Source organism: Bradyrhizobium sp. CB1015 (genome assembly GCF_025200925.1).
GTDB lineage: Bacteria > Pseudomonadota > Alphaproteobacteria > Rhizobiales > Xanthobacteraceae > Bradyrhizobium.
In genome coordinates, this window is sequence record NZ_CP104174.1 from 6,558,807 (window position 1) to 6,578,590 (window position 19,784).

The following is a 19,784-nucleotide window of genomic DNA, read 5'->3' on the forward strand; positions in this document are numbered from 1 at the left end:
CAAAATTGCAACAGGGACCCACTCGCAGACGCGATCGCCCCCGCCGTGCAGGTGCTGTTCGCAGGGGTTGATGGCTCGGAATCGATGTCGAGCGCTGGGCCGAGCGCTTGCCGAAGCGTTGGGCAAGGGATGATGCTTTTTCACATCTTACGCCGCGGTTCAAACTGGCCCAGTATTGAGGCACTTCACCCATGCAAGCGCATCAGCGAATGTTAGATCCGACGCCCAACGGCCAGCATTCCGGCAAGTCCCCGCTCCTGAGGACCATCGGCCTCACCAAACGTTATGGCGATTTCCTCGCCAACGATTGCATCGATATCGACATCTGGCCGAGGGAAATCCACGCCCTGCTGGGCGAGAACGGCGCCGGTAAGTCGACGCTGGTCAAGGCGATCTACGGACTGATCCAGCCCAGCGCCGGCGAGATTCACTGGCGGGGCGAGCGAATCCTGCTGTCCGGTCCGTCCGAAGCGCGCAGCCGCGGCATCGGCATGGTGTTCCAGCACTTCTCGCTGTTCGACAATCTCACGGTTGCCGAGAACGTCGCGCTCGGCCTCGACGGCAAGGAATCCTTCAAGGACATGTCCGCCCGGCTGGAACAAGTGTCGAAGACTTACGGTCTGCCGCTCGATCCCAGGCGCGAGGTGTGGCAACTCTCCGTCGGCGAGCGTCAGCGCATCGAGATCGTCCGCGCCTTGATGCAGGACCCGAAATTCCTGATCCTGGACGAGCCCACCGCGGTGCTGACACCGCAGGAAGCCGACCAGCTCTTCATCGTGCTCGAGCGCCTCAAGGCCGAAGGCCGCGCCATCCTCTACATCAGCCACAAGCTGGAGGAGGTGAAGCGGCTCTGCGACACCGCGACGATCCTGCGCGGCGGCAGGAAGGTCGAGACCTGCAACCCTCGGCTTGAAACCGCCGCCTCACTCGCGCGGATGATGGTCGGCAGCGAGGTCAAGGAAGTGAAGGCCGCATCCGGCCGCAAGACCACCGTGCCGCGGCTCGTCGTCAACGATCTCTCGCTCGTCCCCGCCGAGGCGCATGGCGTGCGGCTCGAGCACATCTCATTCGAGCTGAAGGGCGGCGAGATCCTCGGCATCGCCGGCGTCGCCGGCAACGGCCAGGACGAATTGTTCGCCGCGCTGTCCGGCGAGCGCCTCTCGAAGGCCCCCGGAACGGTGGTAATCGAAGGCATCGCCGCCGGTCATCTTTCGATCACCCAGCGGCGCCAGCTGGGCGCGGCTTTCGTTCCCGAGGAGCGGCTCGGCCACGGCACCGCACCGCGGATGAGACTGTCGGAGAACGCGCTGCTCACCGGCCATGCCGCCAGCGGCATGGTCCATCGCGGCTTCATCGATACGGCGGCGACGCTGAGAACGGTCGACCGCACGACCGAGACCTTCGACGTCCGCAAGGCCAAGCGCGATCCCGAGGCCGCGAGCCTGTCCGGCGGCAATCTGCAGAAGTTCATCGTGGGACGCGAGATCCTGCGCAACCCCGCGGTGCTGGTGGTGAGCCAGCCGACCTGGGGCGTCGACGCCGGCGCCGCCGCCGTCATCCGTCAGGCGCTGCTTGATCTCGCCGCCGCAGGCGCCGCGGTGCTCGTGACCAGCCAGGATCTCGACGAGCTCGCCGAGATTGCCGACCGCATCGCCGTGATGTTCCACGGCAAACTGTCGGCCCCGCTCTCGGCAAGCGAAGCAAGCCGCGAGAAGCTGGGCCTCCTGATGGGCGGCAGCAGCCTGGAGCCGAAGGAGGTCGCGCATGCAGCTGGTGCTTGAGAAGCGCGCCGAGCGCTCTGGCACGATCGCGCTGGTGTCGCCGCTGATCGCGATTGGCCTTACGATCGTCACCATGGTCATCCTGTTCGCGATCCTCGGCAAGAATCCGCTGCTTGCCCTGCACGCCTATTTCATTGCGCCCCTGACCGACGGTTATTCGCTCCAGGAGATCGCGGTGAAGGCGACACCGCTGGTGATGATCGCGATCGGCCTGTCGCTGTGCTATCTCGCCAACGCCTGGAACATCGGCGCCGAAGGGCAATTCCTGGTCGGCGCAGTCGCGGGAAGCTGGATCGCGGTGAAGACGCAAGGCACTGACGCGGGCGCGTGGGTCCTTCCGGCCATGCTCGTCCTCGCCGCCGCCGCAGGTGCGCTCTATGCGCTGATCCCAGCGATTTGCAAGGTGAAGTTCGGCGCCAGCGAGATCCTGACCAGCCTGATGCTGGTCTATGTCGCCGACCTTTTCCTCGACTATCTCGTGCGCGGTCCCTGGCGCGATCCGCACGGCTTCAATTTCCCGACCACGGCCGAGTTCGATCCGGTGGCGACGGTGCCGCTGCTGATCGAGGGAGGCCGGCTCCATGTCGGCTCGATCATCGCCCTGCTCGTCGTCGCGGCAGCCGCGATCCTGCTCGGGCGCACCATCAAGGGCTTCGAGATCCGCGTGGTCGGCGCCGCGCCACGTGCAGCGCGGTTCGGTGGCTTCAACGCCAATCAGCTGATCATCCTGACCTTCGCCGTCTCCGGGGCGCTGGCCGGGCTTGCCGGCATCATCGAGGTGGCGGGTCCGATCGGGCATCTCCAGCCCGGCATCTCGCCCGGCTACGGCTTTACCGCGATCATCGTCGCCTTCCTCGGCCGGTTGAACCCGCTTGGAATATTAATTGCAGGCCTCTTTCTCGCGTTGACCTTTATCGGCGGCGAGCAGGCGCAGATCGCGATGAAGATTCCGCTGGACGTCACCAAGGTGTTTCAGGGCATTCTGCTGTTCTACGTGCTCGCCTGCGACTCCCTCATTCTCTACCGCTTCAAGCTGGTGTTCCCGAACCGACAGGTGGCCCGTGGAGCTGGTTGAGGCCATCATCCTGGCGGTGCTCGCCGCGTCGACGCCGTTGTTGATTGCGGCGACCGGCGAGCTCGTGGTCGAGCGTTCCGGCGTGCTCAATCTCGGCGTCGAGGGCATGATGATCGTCGGCGCGGCCTGTGGCTTTGCCGGCGCCTGGCTGACCGGATCGATCTTTATCGGCGCACTGTTCGGCATCTTCGCGGGCACGCTGATGTCGCTCGTCTTCGCGCTGATGGCACTCGGGCTCGCCGTCAACCAGGTCGCCACCGGCCTCGCGCTGACCATCCTCGGCGTCGGGCTCTCGGGCCTGATCGGCGCCAGCTTCGTCGGCGAGCGTATCACGCCGGCCGTGCACCTCTATATTCCCGTCATGACCGACATTCCGCTGATCGGCCGCGTGCTGTTCGGCGAGGACGGCTTCGTCTATTTCTCGATCGCGCTGATCGTCGGCGTTTGGTGGTTCCTGTACCGGACGCGAGCGGGACTGATCCTGCGCGCCTGCGGCGACAATCACGTTTCCGCGCATGCGCTCGGCTATCCCGTCCTGCGCATCCGCACCTTCGCCGTGATGTTCGGCGGCGCCTGCGCGGGTCTTGCTGGGGCCTATCTGCCGCTCGCCTATACGCCGTTCTTCATTCCGGGCATGACAGCCGGCCGTGGTTGGATCGCACTGGCGCTGGTGGTGTTCTCGTCCTGGCGGCCGGGCCGGCTCGTCGTCGGCGCCTATCTGTTCGGCGCGGTGACGATCCTGCAGCTGCACGCGCAAGGTTGGGGCGTCGGCATTCCTTCGCAATTCATGTCGGCACTGCCTTATCTTGCGACCGTCATCGTGCTGGTCCTTATCTCCCGCGCGCGCACCGGCGGCTCGACCGCGCCGGCCGCGCTCGGCACGGTGTTCGTGCCCGACCGTTGAATTTCGCTTCTACAGTCTGCGCGATGGGGCGCGCATGCTGCGGATCGTGGCTTCCCCCGAAGTTTGGAGATTCGATGATGAGGAAATCACTTCTTGCACTGGCTGCCGGGCTCTTGCTCGCCGGGAGCGTCAGTGCGGCCTCCGCCGCCGACAAGCTGAAAGTCGGCTTCGTTTATCTCGGTCCGATCGGAGACCTCGGCTGGACCTATCAGCACGACCTCGGTCGCCAGGCGCTGGTGAAGGAGTTGGGCGACAAGATCGAGACCACCTATCTCGAGAACGTGCCCGAAGGCCCGGACGCCGAGCGCTCGATCGAGCAGCTCGTCCGCGCCGGCAACAAGCTGATCTTCACCACGTCGTTCGGCTACATGGATCCGACGCTGAAGGTCGCCAAGAAATATCCGAACGTGCATTTCGAGCACGCCACCGGCTACAAGCGCAACCCGAACATGTCGACCTATTCGGCGAAATGGTATCAGGGCCGCTACATTCAAGGCCTGATCGCGGCCAAGATGTCGAAGTCGGGCGTGCTCGGCTATATCGGCTCGTTCCCGATTCCGGAGGTCGTCTCCGGCATCAACGCGACGATGCTGGCGGCGCAGACCATCAATCCGAACATCAAGGTCAAGATCATCTGGGCCAACACCTGGTTCGATCCCGGCAAGGAGGCCGACGCAGCCAAGGCGCTGATCGACCAGGGTGCCGACGTCATCATGCAGCACACGGATTCGCCGGCCGCCATGCAGATCGCCAGCGAGCGCGGCAAGCTGGCCTTCGGCCAGGATTCCGAAATGATCAAGTTCGGGCCCAAGACCCAGCTGACCTCGATCCTCGACACCTGGGGCCCCTATTACATCGAGCGCGTCAAGGCCGAGCTCGCCGGCACCTGGAAGTCCGAGGACACCTGGGGCGGCCTCGACAGCCACATGTTCGCGATGGCGCCCTACACCAACATGCCTGACGACGTGAAAAAAATGGCTGAGGATGCCCAGGCTGCGATCACCGCGGGCAAGCTGCATCCGTTCAAATGCCCGATCGTTGGGCAGGACGGCAAGCCGGTCGAGTGCAAGGGCGGCGATCACCTGGATGATGGCCAGATCCTCGGTATGAATTTCTATGTGAAGGGCATCGACGACAAGCTGCCGGGCAAGTAGCACGCTTCTTGCATTGACTAAATCACCTGCTCCTCCCGGAGGAGGTTCGGAGGGGGTGGCCAGAAGCACCCGGCACTTGTGGCTGCCCCCTCTTTTTCTATTTTGCCTCGACTATCCAGCCTGCATGGAGCGCGCCGCGGAACTGTGGCGGCGGATGAGGTCTGCCACGTCGAGGCCCGGGATCGCACCGTCGATCACCGCCCATTTTCCAGCCACCATCACCCGGTCGGCGCGATACGCCCCGCATAGCACGAGCGCAGCCAGCGGATCGCCGTGGCCGGAGAAGCGCAGCTCGTCGAGCCTGAACAGCGCGAGATCAGCGGCCTTGCCGACAGCGATGTCGCCGAGTTCCGGCCGTCCGACACAGGCCGCCGAGCCCTTGGTGGCCCAGCGCAGCGCATCCTTGTGGCTGACCTTCGTGACACCATAGCGCACCCGCTGCAGCAGGAACGCGGCCCGCACCTCCTGCATCAGGTTGGACCCGTCGTTGGAGGCCGAGCCGTCGACACCAATGCCGATCCCGACGCCCGCCTCTTCCATATCGCACACCGGGCAACAGCCCGACGCGAGCAGCTGGTTGCTGCACGCACAATGGCTGATGGTCGTCTTCGCCTTGGCGAGGCGCTTGATCTCGTCGTCGTTGAAAAAGATGCCATGGGCGAGCCACGTTCGGGCATTGAGCCAGCCGCATTGGTCGAGATAGTCGAGCGGGCGGCAGCCATACATCTGCTGGCAGAATCTGTTCTCGTCCTCGGTCTCGGCGAGATGGGTGTGCAGGCGCACGTCGAGCTTGTCGGCGAGATCGGCCGTGGCGCGCATCAGCGACGTCGTCACCGAGAATGGCGAACATGGCGCCAGCGCGATCTGCACCATCGCATCCGCGCCGCGCTGGTGGTGCTTGGCGACCACGCGGGCGCTATCGGCGAGAATGGTGTCCTCGTCCTGAACGACACTGTCGGGCGGCAGGCCGCCGTCGCGCTGCGACAGGTTCATCGAGCCGCGCGTGAGCAGCACGCGCACGCCGAGGCGCTTCGCCACCGCCACCTCGATATCGACGGATTCCTCAAGCCCAGCCGGGAAGACGTAATGATGATCCGTCGTTGTCGTGCAGCCGGAGAGCAAAAGCTCGGACATCGCCACGGTGACGCCGAGCTCGAGCGCTTCCGGCGTCAACCTCGCCCACACCGGATAGAGCGCCTGGAGCCAGGGGAACAGCTCGCGGTCCATCGCGGCCGGCAGCGCCCGCGTCAGCGTCTGGTAGAAGTGATGATGGGTATTGATCAGGCCTGGCAGCACGACGTGTTCGCCCGCATCGAACACTGCGACATCCGCGGTTGCAGGCACACCGCCCGCCGGCACGAGCTCGACGATCCGGCCGCCCTTCACCACAATGCCGCGCTCGGCCCCGTCGGCGAGGATGGCCAGGGGATCCCTGATCCAAGTCGAACTTGCCTCAGTCATGATCCTGCTTCTCCTCGCCCACGCTGACGGCGGACCTGCAAGGCCGAGGACGATCGCGCCCTTGCTTCGACTTGTTGTTGCCACTTGGCTCCCGTCTTGCAACACTTCGCTCGGACCATTCAACCGTCGGAAGCGTTGGCGCAGCCATGGACTTGAATACCATCACAGCCGTCGCCCATCCGCAAACGCGCGCGCAGCTGCCCGTTTGGACGGCAGGTGATGCTTGGCTCGCGGGGGGCACCTGGCTGTTCTCGGAGCCGCAAACGCATCTGACGCGACTGATCGATCTCACCGATCTGAAATGGCCGGCGCTAACGATCACCGAGAGCCACCTCTCGATCGCAGCCACCTGCACTATCGCAGAGCTCGATGGGCTCGCCTGCCCGTCCGATTGGCTCGCCGCGCCGCTGATCAACCAATGCTGCCGGGCCTTTCTTGCGTCGTTCAAGATCTGGAAGACCGCGACCGTCGGCGGCAATCTCTGCATGTCGCTGCCGGCGGGACCGATGATCTCGCTGACGTCGGCGCTCGATGGCGTCTGCACCATCTGGAAGGCCGGCGGCGGTGAACAGAGGCTTCCGGTCGCCGAATTCGTCACCGGCAACCAGCGCAATCGCCTGACGCCAGGCGACCTTCTCCGGCAGATCGACATCCCGATCGCCGCACTGAAGCGCCGCACCGCGTTCCGCCAGATCTCGCTGGCGCCGGTCGGCCGCTCGGCGGCGCTGCTGATCGGCAGCCTCGAAGCCGACGACACGCTGACGCTCACAGTCACCGCGTCGACGGTGCGGCCGATCCAGCTGCGCTTCCGCAAAGCCCCGGACGCAGGCGCGCTGCGCGCCGCGCTCATGCAAGAGATTACCGATGATCTGTACCACACGGACATCCATGGCGCGCCACTCTGGCGCAAGCACATGACGCTGCGGCTCGCCGAGGAAATTCGCGGCGAGCTGCTGGGAGCGACACCCCCATGAGCCTGGAGGTCAACGGCAAGGCGTTCTCCCAGGAGCCGCGCGCCGGCCAGTGCCTGCGCACGTTCCTGCGGGAGCTTGGCCATTTCGGCGTGAAGAAGGGCTGTGATGCCGGCGACTGCGGCGCCTGCACCGTGCTGCTGGATGGCGAGCCCGTGCACAGCTGTCTGATCCCGGCGTTCCGGGCCGAGGGCCGCATCGTGACCACGATCGAAGGCCTCGGCGGCGATCACGGCACGCATCCGATGCAGCAGGCCTTCCTCGATGCGCAGGGCTTTCAATGCGGCTTCTGCACCGCCGGCATGATCCTGACCTGCGCCTCGCTGAACCAGGCGCAGCGCACCGACCTCGGCGCGGCGTTGAAAGGCAACATCTGCCGCTGCACCGGCTATCGCTCGATCGAGGACGCGATCCTCGGCCAGACCAATGTCGAGGCGAGCGTCGAGGCCGGTGCCGCCTTCGGCCGCAGCCTGCCGGCCCCCGCAGGCCCCGACGTGGTCCGCGGCACGGCACGCTACACCTTCGACACCGCAATCGATGGCCTGCTGCACATCAAGCTGCTGCGCTCGCCTCATGCGCACGCCAGGATCGTCTCGATCGACAAGTCGGACGCGCTGAGCATCCCCGGTGTGCACGCCGTGCTGACGCATGAGGACGCGCCGTCCGTCCTGATGTCGACGGCGCGCCACGAGAAGGACTGGATGGACCCGGAGGATACCCGCGTCCTGGATGACGTCGTTCGTTTCATCGGCCAGAAGGTTGCCGCCGTCGTCGCCGGGACCGAAGCCGCTGCCGAGGCGGCGTGCCGCAAGCTGAAAGTCAGTTACGAGATCCTGCCGGCGCTGATCGATCCCGAGCAGGCGATGGCGCCGGGTGCGCCGGTCGTTCATCCCGACCGCACCAGCGCGAACCGCGTTGCCCATGCCCGGCGCAACCTGGTCGCGGAGACGCATGGCGAGTTCGGCGATGTCGCATCGGCGCTTGCAACATCTGCCGCCACCTATGAGGCCACTTTCCACAGTCACCGAGTGCAGCACGCTGCACTGGAGACCCATGGCGGCCTCGCCTGGCTCGATGATTCCGGCGTGCTCAATGTCCGCACCTCGACGCAGGTGCCGTTCCTGACCCGGCGTGCGCTGTCGGACATCTTCCAGCTCCCCATGGACCAGGTCCGCGTGTTCTGCGAACGCGTCGGCGGCGGGTTCGGCGGCAAGCAGGAGATGTTCGTCGAGGACATCCTGGCGCTCGCCGCGCTGAAGACCGGGCGGCCGGTCAAGCTGGAGCTGACACGCGAGGAGCAGTTCATCGCGACCTCGACGCGGCATCCGATGCGGATCCACGTCAAAGCCGGCGCCGACGGCGACGGCAAGCTCACTGCGCTGCAGCTCGACGTGCTCTCCAACACCGGCGCCTACGGCAATCATGCCGGCCCCGTGATGTTCCACGCACTGGCCGAGTCCATCGCCGTCTACAATTGCCCGAACAAGCGGGTCGACGGCGTCGCCGTCTACACCAACACCGTGCCGGCGGGGGCGTTTCGCGGCTATGGCCTGCCGCAGGCGCTGATCGCGGTGGAAGCGGCGATCGACGAGCTGGCGAGGCAACTCGGCATCAGCCCCTACGAAATGCGCCGACGCAATATCGTGAGGCCCGGCGATCCCATGCTGTCGCCGCCGCCGTCCGAATATCACGACGTGCTCTACGGCTCCTACGGGCTCGACCAGTGCCTCGATCTGGTCGAGCGCGCGATGCAGGCCGATGGCCCGCAGCGAGAGCTGTCGCCGGAATGGCTGATCGGCGACGGCATCGCGCTGACCATGATCGACACCGTGCCGCCGGCCGGCCACTTCGCCGATGCGACGATCGCGCTCAACGACGATGGCGGCTTCGGCCTCACCGTCGGCACCGCCGAGTTCGGCAACGGCACCAGCACCGTGCATCGCCAGATCGCGGCGACCACGCTGGCGACCACCGTCGAGAGAATCCATCTGCGCCAGTCCGACACCGCCCATGGCGGCCACGACACCGGCGCCTATGGCAGCGCCGGCACCTTCGTTGCGGGCAAGGCGACGCATGCGGCAGCCGTGCAGCTTGCGAGCGAGCTGAAGGCGGCCGCCGCCGACGCCTGGCTGTGCGATGTGGGGACTTGCGCGCTCGATGCGGACGCTGTCGTCAGCGGCGTCCGCCGCATGCCTTTTACGGAGCTGGCGAAGCTCGCCTGCGAGCGCGGCCGGCCGTTCGCAGGCAGCGGCACTTCCGGCGGCACGCCGCGATCGGTCGGGTTCAACGTGCAGGGCTTTCGCGTCGCGGTAAACAAGGCGACCGGCGAGCTCCGGATTCTCAGGAGCGTGCACGCCGCGGACGCGGGCGTCGTCGCCAATCCCATGCAGTGCCGCGGTCAGGTCGAAGGCGGCGTGGCGCAGGCGCTCGGCGCTGCGCTCTACGAGGAGATGGTGATCGACGCGAGCGGCCGCGTCACCAATCCGAAATTCCGCGACTACCACCTGCCCTCTTTCGCCGACGTGCCCCGCACGGAGGTCTTCTTCGCCGAGACGTCCGACACGATCGGACCGCTCGGCGCGAAGTCGATGAGCGAGAGCCCGTACAATCCGGTCGCCGCCGCGCTCGGCAACGCGATTGCGGACGCCACCGGCATTCGCTTCACTGCACCGCCTTTCAAGCCGGACCGACTGTTTCCGGCGCTTCACGAGAAGTTCGGCAGCTAGCTGCCGCGATAAGTCGAGTAGCTCCAGGGCGTGACCAGCAGCGGCACGTGGTAATGGCTCTCCGGCTCGCTGATCGCAAAGCGCAGCGGGATCTCGTCGAGGAACGGCGGGTCGGACAGCGGCACATTGCGCGCGGCGTAGTATTTGGCAACGCTGAAGCGCAGCTCGTAGCGGCCGATCGGCAGCGGACGGCCGCCGATCAGCGGCTGGTCGGTGCGGCCGTCGGCATTGGTCACCGTGCGCGCGATGACGCGGTTCTCGCCAAGGCTCGCGAGCTCCACGAGCTCGATCGGAATGCCCGGCGCTGGCCTGCCAATCTGGTTGTCCAGCACATGGGTCGAGAGCCGGCCGTGCACCTTCAGCCTGTCGTCGGCAACGACGAGCTGGTCGAGCCGCAGCGCGGAGATGCGGCCGATCTCCTCGATCGCACGCCGCGTCTCGGTCTTGGCGATGTTGAGCAGCCGCGCCTCGAAGTCGCGCAGCACGGAATCCTTGGTGTGACGGCGCACGCAGACGATATAGGGGAAGCCGAACTTGCCGCGGTAGGCGTTGTTGGCCCGCTCGAACGCGGCATATTCGGCATCCGACAGCCGGTCGAGCCCGGCGCTGTTCTGCTCGTCGGTCGATTCTACGGTGAGGCCGGCGGCGCGCTGCGTCTTGTTGGCGAGATCGGGATGCGCGCGGATCAGCGCCAGCTGAGCGTCAGGCTCGGCGCTCTGGATCGCCGCCATCAGCGCGGCGTGCAGCTCATTGATGCCGGCGAACGGCCGCTTTGCCGCGAGCTGCTCGGCGATCCACGGCGAATATTCGACGACGTTGGCGAGCGCGGCGACGAAGTCGGCCGTGCTTGCAGCGTTGAGATCGGCGAGCGAAATCTGCGACATCATCTCACCCGATCTCGAATGCGTCGGCGGCAAGATGGGCGTGCTTCTCGTGCCAGTGCTGCGCGATTTGCAACCGCGTCGGCACCCAGACCCGCTCGTGCTTGCCGATATAGTCGAGGAAGCGGATCAGGCCCGCCGCGCGGCCGGGCCGGCCGGCGAGGCGGCAATGCAAGCCGACCGACATCATCTTCGGCGCGGCTTCGCCTTCCGCGTAGAGCACGTCGAAGGCGTCCTTCAGATAGGTGTAGAACTGCTCGCCCTCGGCAAACCCTTGCGGGTTGATGAACCGCATATCGTTGGCATCCAGCGTATAGGGAATGATGAGCTGCTTGCCGCCCGCGCCCTTGACCCAATAGGGCAGATCGTCGGCATAGGAGTCGCAGAGATAGAGGAAGCCGCCTTCCTCCATCAACAGACGATTGGTGTTGATCGAGGAGCGCCCGGTGTACCAGCCGAGCGGCCGCGCGCCGGTCGCCTCGGTATGGACGCGGATGGACTCGGCGATCTCGGCGCGCTCCTGCGCCTCCGTCATGTCCTTGTGCTCGATCCATTTCAGGCTGTGGCTGGCGATATCCCAGCCCGCCTCCTTCATGGCCGCGACAATCTCCGGATTGCGCTTGAGCGCGGTGGCGACGCCGAACACGGTGGTCGGCCACTTCCGCTCGTTGAACATCCGCCACAGCCGCCAGAAGCCGGCGCGCGAGCCATACTCGAACATGGATTCGATATTGGCATGGCGCTGGCCCGGCCAGGGCTGCGCGCCGAGCACGTCGGACAGGAAGGCTTCCGAGGCGCGGTCGCCGTGCAGGATGTTGTTCTCGCCGCCCTCCTCGAAATTGACGACGAACTGCACCGCGACCCGCGCGTCACCAGGCCATTGCGGATGCGGCGGGTTGCGGCCGTAACCGCGGAGATCGCGCGGGTAGCGGGGCTCAGTCACTCAAACTTCCTCGAAGCGGATCGGCAGCGCGCCCTTCCACAGCACGCTCTTGCCCAGCGTCGCCAGGTTCTCCAGGCCCGAGGTCAGCGTGATGAAATGGTTGCCGGCGAGCTGGCCCATCTTGCTCGCAAAATGCACGCCGCCATAGGCCAGCAGGATCTCGGTCTCGCTGATGCCGCCGGGATAGAGGATGATCTGGCCGGGCGCGGGATAGCTGGTGTGGTTCTCGTAGCCGACGCCGAAGTCGAGGTCGCCGAGCGGCATCCACACGCCCTCGCCGCTCCAGCGCACATGGATGATGTGGCTTTCGAACGGCAGCGCCTTGCGGAAGGCGGCGACGGTCTTGGGCGCCGCTTGCTCCTCGAAACGGGCATCGAAGGTGAAATCGCCGGCGCGGACAACGAGTTTGCTCATCTCATCTCTCTGGATCGGGGGCGATGCGCCCCGCGGGGAACTTTCAGCAAAAAGCACTCCATCGGGCTTCGCGCAACGGGCGAAGCCACATCACCTGCGGTCGTAGGACCAGCCGAATATTCCGCTCCGCCTGACCTCCGGCTCCGGCTCCGCAGCGGCCGCAGGCGGTGCCTCCTTCAGTTCCGCCTGCGGCGGCGGTGCGGGCGGTGCCGGCAGGTTCTCGCATTTCATGGAATAGACCAGCTTGCCGTCCGCAGTCCGCCCGATCGGTGCGCAGGGATCGGGATGCGCCGCCGAGCTCTTCGGCGTGGGCTTGATCTGCGCCGCAGCCGGCGCGGCGATCAGGAGAAGGACCAGCAGATATTTCGACATCATTGTCGCCTGGAAGCTCAATGGGCCCATTGAACCGGATTGCGGCGGGCAAGTCCATACGCGAGGCGACGGGACCGTAATGTTGCAGGCGTACGGCACAGCTCGTTTAGCTCCGTCATCCTGAGAGGGTGAGGCTTGCGGTGCGAAGCATCGCGAGCGGAGCCTCGAAGGATGAGCGGCGACGATGCAGCCGGGCCGTCGCCCTTCGAGGCTCGCCGAAGAGGCGAGCGCCTCAGGGTGACGGCGATGGAGTTGGCCCGCTGTAGCAACCCGCGCATTCACGGTCTTCACCAGACACGCCTTCCCGATCTCGCGGCTGATTTCGCCCGAGCCTTGCTTCATCTCTCGCCGCCCTCATGTGCAGGAGGGCGCAGGGAAGGCCGGGTGCCGGCGGCACCCGCGGTCCGCTGCGCGAAAAAGCACGCGCAAAGAAGACCGCACAGCAGCATACAGGTGAAGCCCAACACACGGCCTTCCCTGCGCGATGGTCGGACGGCTTATGCCGCGCTCTCCCGGGAGCCGAGTTCCCTCTGGCCTCCCTCACTCCCGCGAAAGTCGCCGGCACCGCGCCGGTTGACGCGAGGGCCGCATTCGCCAGAGCTTGACCGTAGCAACGACGGCCAGGACCACACGGTTTTGCCGTACGCGCGGTTCGTTGGCGCCGCAGGGTTCGACGGCGTTGTGCACGTTGCCATCGACATGCCGGCGCGACGAACCTGACAGCGCCGCTCGTCCATACGAAGCCTCGGGCTCACGGAGAGCAATCCGCCCCGCCCTCGGCATCTCGTACACGACGCTGCCGCGTCCACCGCAAGCCCGGCTCGCGACAATGACGACCGCATGATCGCCCCTCGAGATGAGCCGGGATGGGCGAGACATACGATATTTCCGAATTTCGGTAAAGCAAAATATGTTCGCGTGAATGCATTGACAGAGAAGCGACACAGGCACGATGCCGTAGCCCGGATGGAGCGCAGCGCAATCCGGGAAAGTGCAAGATGCCGGGCGAGCAGCCCCGGATTACGCTGTCGCTCCATCCGGGCTACGGGAAGGATTTAGCTTGGACGCGTCGTGTCCGGTCGAAAGACCTGTGCCGCCCCCGGGTCGCTCAATATGGCGCGTAACGATAGCCCGGATCGTAGTAGCCGCCGCCGTAGTAGCCGGGACCGCCGTAATAACCAGAGCCGTAGTAGGGACGCGGGCCATAACCATAATAATAGCGGTTTTCATAATATTCCTGGCGGCGGCTCTCGGCGATCGCGCCTCCGATCAGACCTGCGGCCAAGCCCATGAAGGCGAGACCCGCGGCATTCGGCCCGCGTCGATAGTAATGACGACGCCGGTGTGCGCTGAAATCGGTGACGCCGGAGGCAGCAGCCTGGCCTGCGACGGTCGCCTTGGCGCCCGGTGTCCCGGCCGAAGCCGCTGCGGACTGGGATGCGGAAGCCGCAATCAGGGCGAGGCTTGCAAGCGCGACCACGATCGTGTTGCGGCCGGCAGCGGAAATCACGGGTCCAATACTCATGTTCGAATTCCCTCTGTTCTCGCCCAAAGAAACATAAGCAAACGATCTATAATCCGCAAACCACTGAAATGGTTTCATGATCGCGGCGATCTGCCACGCTTTGAACGATTGTAAACCGACCGATCAGATCCAGCTTGAACCATCCAACCTGAGCGGATAATGAACAGCCGCGCCGTTTTTCGGTCGCCGTAAGCGTTTCACGTGAACCACCGCATCAACCGACGCCGTCGGGATCGATGCCATTTTCCAGGGTTCAACGTGATCGACGCGTCCTTTTCCAAGAGAAACCAGATGATTGTGGTTCGCAAACTGCCGGCGCGCTATGCGCCGATCGTGATGCCATTCGTGCTGTCCATCCTCATGACGGCGGTGGTGTCGGTCATTTCGACGCTGCGGAGCTTAGGCGCAACGCCGGCGTTCCTGGCGACCTGGCCGGGCGCCTGGGGACTATCCTGGCTCGTCGCCTTCCCGACGCTGCTCGTGGTGCTGCCGCTGGTCCGCCGGATCGTGGCCTGGCTCGTGGCAACGCCACCCGGCCGCTAGCCGCGCTTACGACAGCGCCCCCAGCACACCTCTCGTCGCCTTGTCGATCTCCTCGACATAGCGGCGGCGGGCGAAGTTCTCGGTGAGGAAGCCGACGACCTTGCGGCTGTCGGTGGAATCGACCACCGCCAGCATCTCCGCCTCGGCTTCGTCGAATACCGCCATCGCCGACTTCACGTTCATTTCCGGGATCAGCACGATGTCGATCAGGCGGGCGAGCTCGATCACCTGGATGTCGTCGGCGATGGTGTCGAGATCGCTGGAGAACAGATCGGGCAGCAGGACGAGGCCGACATATTCGTCAGCATTGTTGACGATGACAATTCCCGGCCGCGAGCCAAGCGCGAACTCGCGGCGCGCAGCGGCGATCGTCGTGGTCGACGGCACCTTGCCGACGTCCGAGCGCATCAGGCGCTCGACCGTGAGATTTCGCAGCCAGCCGACGTCGTTGGCGCTGCGGATGGTCTCGCCGCGCAGGTGCAGGCGCCAGGTCGAGAAGGAATGGCCGAACATGAAGCGCACGCAGATCGAGGTGACGATGCAGCCGGCCAGCACCACGGCGGTGACGTCGACATTGCGTGTCATCTCGAGCACGAGGAACGACATCGTGAGGGGGCCGCCGACGATGGCGACGCCGAGCGTCGCCATGCCGGTCAGCATCGCCACCAGCGGGTCGACTACGAACTGCGGACTGATCAGCTCCAACAGCTCGGCGAAGAACTTTCCGATCAGGCTGCCGACGAACAGAGAAGCGAAGAACAGGCCGCCGCGAAAGCCCGAGGCGAGCGAGATCAGGCAGGCCGTCACCTTCAGGCCGATGATCAGCGCGATCAGGCCGATCGTCATGTCGTGGAAGAGATCGAGCACCATGGCGCCATGGCCGGCCGCGAGAACCTGCGGCGTGACGATGGCGAACCCGCCGACGATCAGGCCGCCGATCACGGGCCGCAACCAGACCGGCATCCAGGCGAACAGCCGCTCGAATGTCGGCGAGGAGCGCATCACGGCGATGCCGACGCCGCTGGTGATAAGGGCGAGCCCGATCAGCGCCAGATATTGCTCGACGCCGACGGCGCTGACCTTGGGTATCTCCAATGAATAGGGCGCGCCGCCGAGCCATTGCGCGGTCAGGGCGCCCGCCAGCGAGGCCGCCAGGATCGGCGCAGCGCTGCCGACCGAATAGACTCCGACGATCAGCTCGCAGGCGTAGAAGGCGCCGGTGATCGGCGCGCCGAACGCCGCCGCGATCGCCGCCGCGGCCCCGCAACCGACCATCAGGCGCAGATCGTTGCGGCGAAGGTTGAAGAACTTGCCGAGCAGCGAGGCGATGCCGGAGCCGATCTGGGTGTAGCCGGCCTCGAGGCCGACCGAGGCGCCGCAGCCGTTCGAGATCAGGGTCTGGCTCGACACCACCACGCTGTCGCGCATCGACAGATTGCCGCCGCGCAGCGCGTTTGCCTCGATGGGGTCGACCGCGTTCGAGATCTTCATGCGCCGCCGCGACCATTCCATGATGCCGAGCGAGAGCCCTCCGAGCGCAGGTGCGATCAACGCTGCCCAGGGGCTGACACTCGCGTTGGCGGACAGGCGGACGTCGACGGGAATGCCGTAGATCACGACATGCGCGATCTGGGCGATCTCGGCCATCAGAGTCACGATCGCGCCTGCGAGCGTGCCGATCACGAGCGCCAGCGGGATCAGGTAGAACTCGTTGCTGCGCAACAGTGCGCGCAGCCGAACCATGGTGCGGTTCGTCTTCTTGCGATCGACGAGATGCCTGATCCGCACGAACACCGTCTGGCCCGCCCCCTACCCTTCCGACAGGCCGTAACCGGCCATGCGCTGGCGAACCCGTTCGATCTCCTCGCTCGGAAGCAGCGGCGGGCGTCCGATCTGCAGGCAGCCGTGATATTGCCGCGCCAGCGTCTCGACCTCGACCGCCAGCCACATCGCCTTGTCCAAGGTCTTGCCGATCGCGATCATGCCGTGATGGTCGAGCAGGCAGGCAAGCCGGCCCTCCAGCGCCCGTACCGCATGCTCGGACAGCTCCGCCGTTCCGAACGTCGCGTAGGGCGCGCAGCGGATGCTGTCGCCGCCCGCCGCCGCGATCATGTAATGCACCGGCGGGATCTCCATGCCCATGATCGCCAGGATGGTGCAATAGGTCGGATGGGCGTGCACGACGGCGTTGACGTCGTGCCGCGACTTCAGGATGTCGCGATGAAAGCGCCATTCGCTCGACGGCTTCTGGTCGGCCGCGTGCGAGCCGTCCATGGCCATGAAGACGATCTGGTCCGGACTCATGGCCTCATAGGGCACGCTGGTCGGCGTGACCAGGAGCCCGTCCGCATGCCGGACGCTGATATTGCCAGATGTGCCCTGGTTGATGCCGAGCGCGTTCATGCGCCGGCAGGCGTCGATAATGGCCTGTCTCTTGGCGAGCTCGTCCGCTGTCATCGACATGTCGATTTCCTGTCGAAGGGCTTGTTGGACCGGAAGTACGTCAAAGCAACATGACAGTGCAAGCGAAAGCGTCCCGGATCCTGCCGCCAAGCCGGAACGGGAGTTCGACAAGTTAACAGATTGTCGCAGCTCTAGGGCAGGATCACGAGCCGCGCCCCATAGCCCGCACCCGCCCAAAAGTAGCAGCGCGGTGGCAATCGCGCCGGGGCCGGCCATCGGCTCTTCAGATGCGAGCAATAACAAAAGTTAAGGCTGGTGCGGAGGCAATCAGATCGAACAGTGCAATCGCAAAGCAACCATTCCCCACGATTGCCGTTTCACTGTGCATCAACACGAACAGAAGCAGCCGAAGCAATTGCACGAGCTCCGTTCCAGAATTGATCCGCACGATCCCGTTGCCTGCAGCCGCTGGGCGCTTCGATTAGGGACAAACGTCAAAGAGCTCAAGGCGGCGATTCATCAATTCGGCAGCGCGGCAGATGCCGTGGCATACGGCCTTCAGCAATGGCGGCGCAGTGCCTCGCGCGGGCAGTGGCAAGGCCGCAGCGGCGCACCGCAGGTCGGCATTCTCTCCGATTCCATGGTCGCGCGCGGCGAGCAGCTCGCCTCGGTCTCGATGGTCTGCGTCAACGCGATCGGCCTTGTCGCCGGCGCCGTGCCGCGGATTCTGCCTGTGGCGCCCGAGGCTGATATCGATGCCTATCTGGATGGGCTTGATGGCCTCTTTGTCGGCGGCGGACAGACCAACGTCCATCCGTCCCGCTATGGACAAACGGTCGACGAGGAGCGCGACGGCCCGTTCGACGAATTCCGCGATGAGGTCGCGCTGCGCCTGATCCCGCGGGCGCTGGCGCGGGGCATCCCCGCTCTGTTCGTCTGCCGCGGCTTCCAGGAGCTGAATGTCGCTTTCGGCGGCACGCTGGCGAAGGAGCCGGACGATTTGCCCGAGGACCAGCGCCATGGCACGCCCGAGGCGGACAACGAGGACGCCCGCTACCGGCTGCGGCAGAAGGTGGGCTTGCGCAAGGGCGGTGTCCTGCATCAGATCTGCGGCGCGGACTCGATCATCGTGAACTCGCTGCACAGCTTCCTGATCGCCGATCTCGCTCCAGGTCTCGTCGCGGAGGCCGTTGCCGAGGACGGCTCGATCGAGGCCGTCAGCGTCGAGGGCGCGGGCGATTTTGCGCTCGGCACCCTTTTTCATCCCGATTATTGGGCGAGCTCCGATCACGCGTCGGCGCGCATTCTGGCGGCTTTTGGCGACGCGGTGCGCCGCCACGCCAAGGCCCAAGGGGCAGCATAGGCATGCACCGCTACCGTTTCGGCATCGAGGAGGAATATTTTCTGGTCAACCGCCAGTCGGCGGCGCCGCGATCCGAGCTGCCCAAGCCCTACATGGCGGCGGCGCAGAAGCGCCTCGGCGAGCGGCTGACCACCGAGATGCTGCAATCGCAGATCGAGGTGGCGACCCCGCCGCTGACGTCTTCGGCCGATGCGCTGGCCGAGCTCGCGCATTATCGCGCGGAGCTCACCGAGGTCGGCAAGGACCACGGCGTCGGCATCATCGCGGCCGGCACACACCCGCTGGCGCAGCCGCAGCAGCAGCGCATGACGCGCAAGCGCCGCTACAGCAAGGTCATCAGCGACCTCGGTATGGTCGGCCTCGGCAACCCGATCAGCGGACTGCACGTCCACGTCGAGGTGCCCGAGCCCGATTTGCGGGTCGAGATCATGCACCGCCTGGTGCCGTTCCTGCCGCTGCTGCTGGCGCTCTCGACCTCCTCGCCGTTCTGGTGCGGCTACCCGACGGGATTGCTGGGCTACCGCAATGCCGCCAACGACGCCCTGCCCCGGACCGGCTTTCCCGAGATGTTTCGGAACCTTTCCGAATACGAGACCTACGTGAAGACCTTGGTCGATGCCGGCATCGTCCCTAACGCCACCCATGTCTGGTGGGCGCTGCGGCCGTCGCTGCAGCATCCGACGCTCGAGCTGCGCATCACCGATTGCTGCACGGCGATCGCGGATTCGGTGGCGATCGCGGCGCTGTTCCGCGCGCTGGTCCGCCACGCCGTTCACCACCCCGAGCTGAACGCCACCTATTCCGCCGTGCACCGCGCGCTGGTCGAGGAGAACCGCTGGCGCGCCCAGCGCTACGGAACCGACGGCACCTATATCGATCTGGTGTCGTTGGAGCCGGTCTCGTTCAGAACCTGGCTCGATTCGGTGATCGCCATGGTGGCGCCTCACGTCGACCATCTCGGCATCGAAGACGACATCCAGCACCTGAAATCGATCCCCAAGCGGGGCACGTCGGCCCACCTTCAGCTCGAATATTTCCGCGGCTTGCGCAAGTTCGGCCGCTCGCCGCGCGAAGCGATCGGCGACGTGACGAAATGGCTGCGGGCCTCCACCGAGGCCGGAGACTTCACCGCCCGGGGCGGCGAGCCGAAGGCGCCAGCGGTGCGGCAAACCCTGGCCGACCTGGTCTGACGCCGCAGGCCGCGGCCGCATGGAACGAGGTTTTGGCCGCCGACTTAGCTCAGCGTGACGGCAATGGACAATTGTGGA

17 protein-coding genes and 1 pseudogene are annotated in these 19,784 nt (G+C 65.6%); 10 read left to right on the forward strand and 8 right to left on the reverse strand.

Annotated elements, in window-relative coordinates; all coding sequences use genetic code 11:
* The first annotated feature begins 209 nt into the window (after positions 1-209).
* The 4 genes from N2604_RS30790 to N2604_RS30805 all read left to right on the forward strand — a co-directional run bounded on the left by N2604_RS30790 (position 210) and on the right by N2604_RS30805 (position 4,914).
* Entirely contained in the window at positions 210-1,781 is a 1,572-nt protein-coding gene (locus N2604_RS30790; RefSeq protein WP_260371778.1) for an ABC transporter ATP-binding protein, read from the forward strand.
* A complete protein-coding gene (locus N2604_RS30795; RefSeq protein WP_260371779.1) occupies positions 1,765-2,856 on the forward strand; it encodes an ABC transporter permease in 1,092 nt (363 codons plus the stop codon). Before N2604_RS30790 ends, N2604_RS30795 begins: the two co-directional genes overlap by 17 nt.
* Positions 2,843-3,760, forward strand: coding sequence for an ABC transporter permease (locus N2604_RS30800; protein WP_260371780.1), 918 nt, complete (start codon positions 2,843-2,845; stop codon positions 3,758-3,760). Before N2604_RS30795 ends, N2604_RS30800 begins: the two co-directional genes overlap by 14 nt.
* A gap of 77 nt (positions 3,761-3,837) precedes the next feature.
* Positions 3,838-4,914 (forward strand): BMP family ABC transporter substrate-binding protein, encoded by a 1,077-nt coding sequence (locus N2604_RS30805; protein WP_260376340.1) that lies wholly within the window; start codon positions 3,838-3,840, stop codon positions 4,912-4,914.
* A 111-nt stretch (positions 4,915-5,025) separates the two neighbouring features.
* Here the strand turns inward: N2604_RS30805 and N2604_RS30810 are convergent, their stop codons facing one another.
* Entirely contained in the window at positions 5,026-6,375 is a 1,350-nt protein-coding gene (locus N2604_RS30810) for an 8-oxoguanine deaminase (protein WP_260371781.1), read from the reverse strand.
* Positions 6,376-6,521: 146 nt separating this feature from the next.
* Between N2604_RS30810 and N2604_RS30815 the strand changes: the two genes are divergently transcribed.
* Positions 6,522-7,349, forward strand: a complete 828-nt coding sequence (locus tag N2604_RS30815) for an FAD binding domain-containing protein (RefSeq protein WP_260371782.1) — start codon at positions 6,522-6,524, stop codon at positions 7,347-7,349.
* Complete coding sequence (locus N2604_RS30820; RefSeq protein WP_260371783.1) at positions 7,346-10,072, forward strand: molybdopterin-dependent oxidoreductase; 2,727 nt, start codon at positions 7,346-7,348, stop codon at positions 10,070-10,072. The genes N2604_RS30815 and N2604_RS30820 overlap by 4 nt, the downstream gene beginning before the upstream one ends.
* Here N2604_RS30820 and uraD read toward each other — a convergent pair.
* From uraD to N2604_RS30845, 5 genes are all read right to left on the reverse strand, one after another.
* Positions 10,069-10,956, reverse strand: a complete 888-nt coding sequence (gene uraD, locus N2604_RS30825) for a 2-oxo-4-hydroxy-4-carboxy-5-ureidoimidazoline decarboxylase (protein ID WP_260376341.1) — start codon at positions 10,954-10,956, stop codon at positions 10,069-10,071. The genes N2604_RS30820 and uraD overlap by 4 nt on opposite strands.
* 4 nt (positions 10,957-10,960) lie before the next feature.
* Positions 10,961-11,896: an allantoinase PuuE gene (puuE, locus tag N2604_RS30830; protein ID WP_260371784.1), complete on the reverse strand. Its 936-nt coding sequence runs from the start codon at positions 11,894-11,896 to the stop codon at positions 10,961-10,963.
* Complete coding sequence (locus tag N2604_RS30835) at positions 11,897-12,310, reverse strand: DUF3830 family protein (RefSeq protein WP_260371785.1); 414 nt, start codon at positions 12,308-12,310, stop codon at positions 11,897-11,899. It lies immediately after the preceding gene.
* A gap of 90 nt (positions 12,311-12,400) precedes the next feature.
* Complete coding sequence (locus N2604_RS30840) at positions 12,401-12,682, reverse strand: hypothetical protein (RefSeq protein ID WP_260371786.1); 282 nt, start codon at positions 12,680-12,682, stop codon at positions 12,401-12,403.
* A 1,108-nt stretch (positions 12,683-13,790) separates the two neighbouring features.
* On the reverse strand, positions 13,791-14,207 hold the full coding sequence (locus N2604_RS30845) for a hypothetical protein (protein ID WP_260371787.1): 417 nt from the start codon (positions 14,205-14,207) through the stop codon (positions 13,791-13,793).
* A 291-nt stretch (positions 14,208-14,498) separates the two neighbouring features.
* On the opposite strand from N2604_RS30845, the gene N2604_RS30850 reads away from it, so the two are divergent.
* Entirely contained in the window at positions 14,499-14,750 is a 252-nt protein-coding gene (locus N2604_RS30850) for a DUF2798 domain-containing protein (protein ID WP_197949790.1), read from the forward strand.
* A 6-nt stretch (positions 14,751-14,756) separates the two neighbouring features.
* Here N2604_RS30850 and N2604_RS30855 read toward each other — a convergent pair whose 3' ends face one another.
* Both N2604_RS30855 and N2604_RS30860 read right to left on the reverse strand, forming a co-directional pair.
* Positions 14,757-16,544: a chloride channel protein gene (locus N2604_RS30855; protein WP_260371788.1), complete on the reverse strand. Its 1,788-nt coding sequence runs from the start codon at positions 16,542-16,544 to the stop codon at positions 14,757-14,759.
* A 15-nt stretch (positions 16,545-16,559) separates the two neighbouring features.
* Entirely contained in the window at positions 16,560-17,213 is a 654-nt protein-coding gene (locus N2604_RS30860) for an L-fuculose-phosphate aldolase (RefSeq protein ID WP_260371789.1), read from the reverse strand.
* A gap of 322 nt (positions 17,214-17,535) precedes the next feature.
* On the opposite strand from N2604_RS30860, the pseudogene N2604_RS39840 reads away from it, so the two are divergent.
* The 3 genes and pseudogenes from N2604_RS39840 to N2604_RS30870 form a co-directional block, all read left to right on the forward strand.
* Positions 17,536-17,646, forward strand: a pseudogene (locus tag N2604_RS39840) (hypothetical protein); the annotation flags it as partial.
* 51 nt (positions 17,647-17,697) lie between these two features.
* Positions 17,698-18,516, forward strand: a complete 819-nt coding sequence (locus tag N2604_RS30865) for a gamma-glutamyl-gamma-aminobutyrate hydrolase family protein (protein WP_260371790.1) — start codon at positions 17,698-17,700, stop codon at positions 18,514-18,516.
* A gap of 2 nt (positions 18,517-18,518) precedes the next feature.
* The gene (locus N2604_RS30870; RefSeq protein ID WP_260371791.1) at positions 18,519-19,706 is read left to right on the forward strand and encodes a carboxylate-amine ligase; all 1,188 of its coding nucleotides are present in this window, start codon (positions 18,519-18,521) and stop codon (positions 19,704-19,706) included.
* Positions 19,707-19,784: the final 78 nt, after the last annotated feature.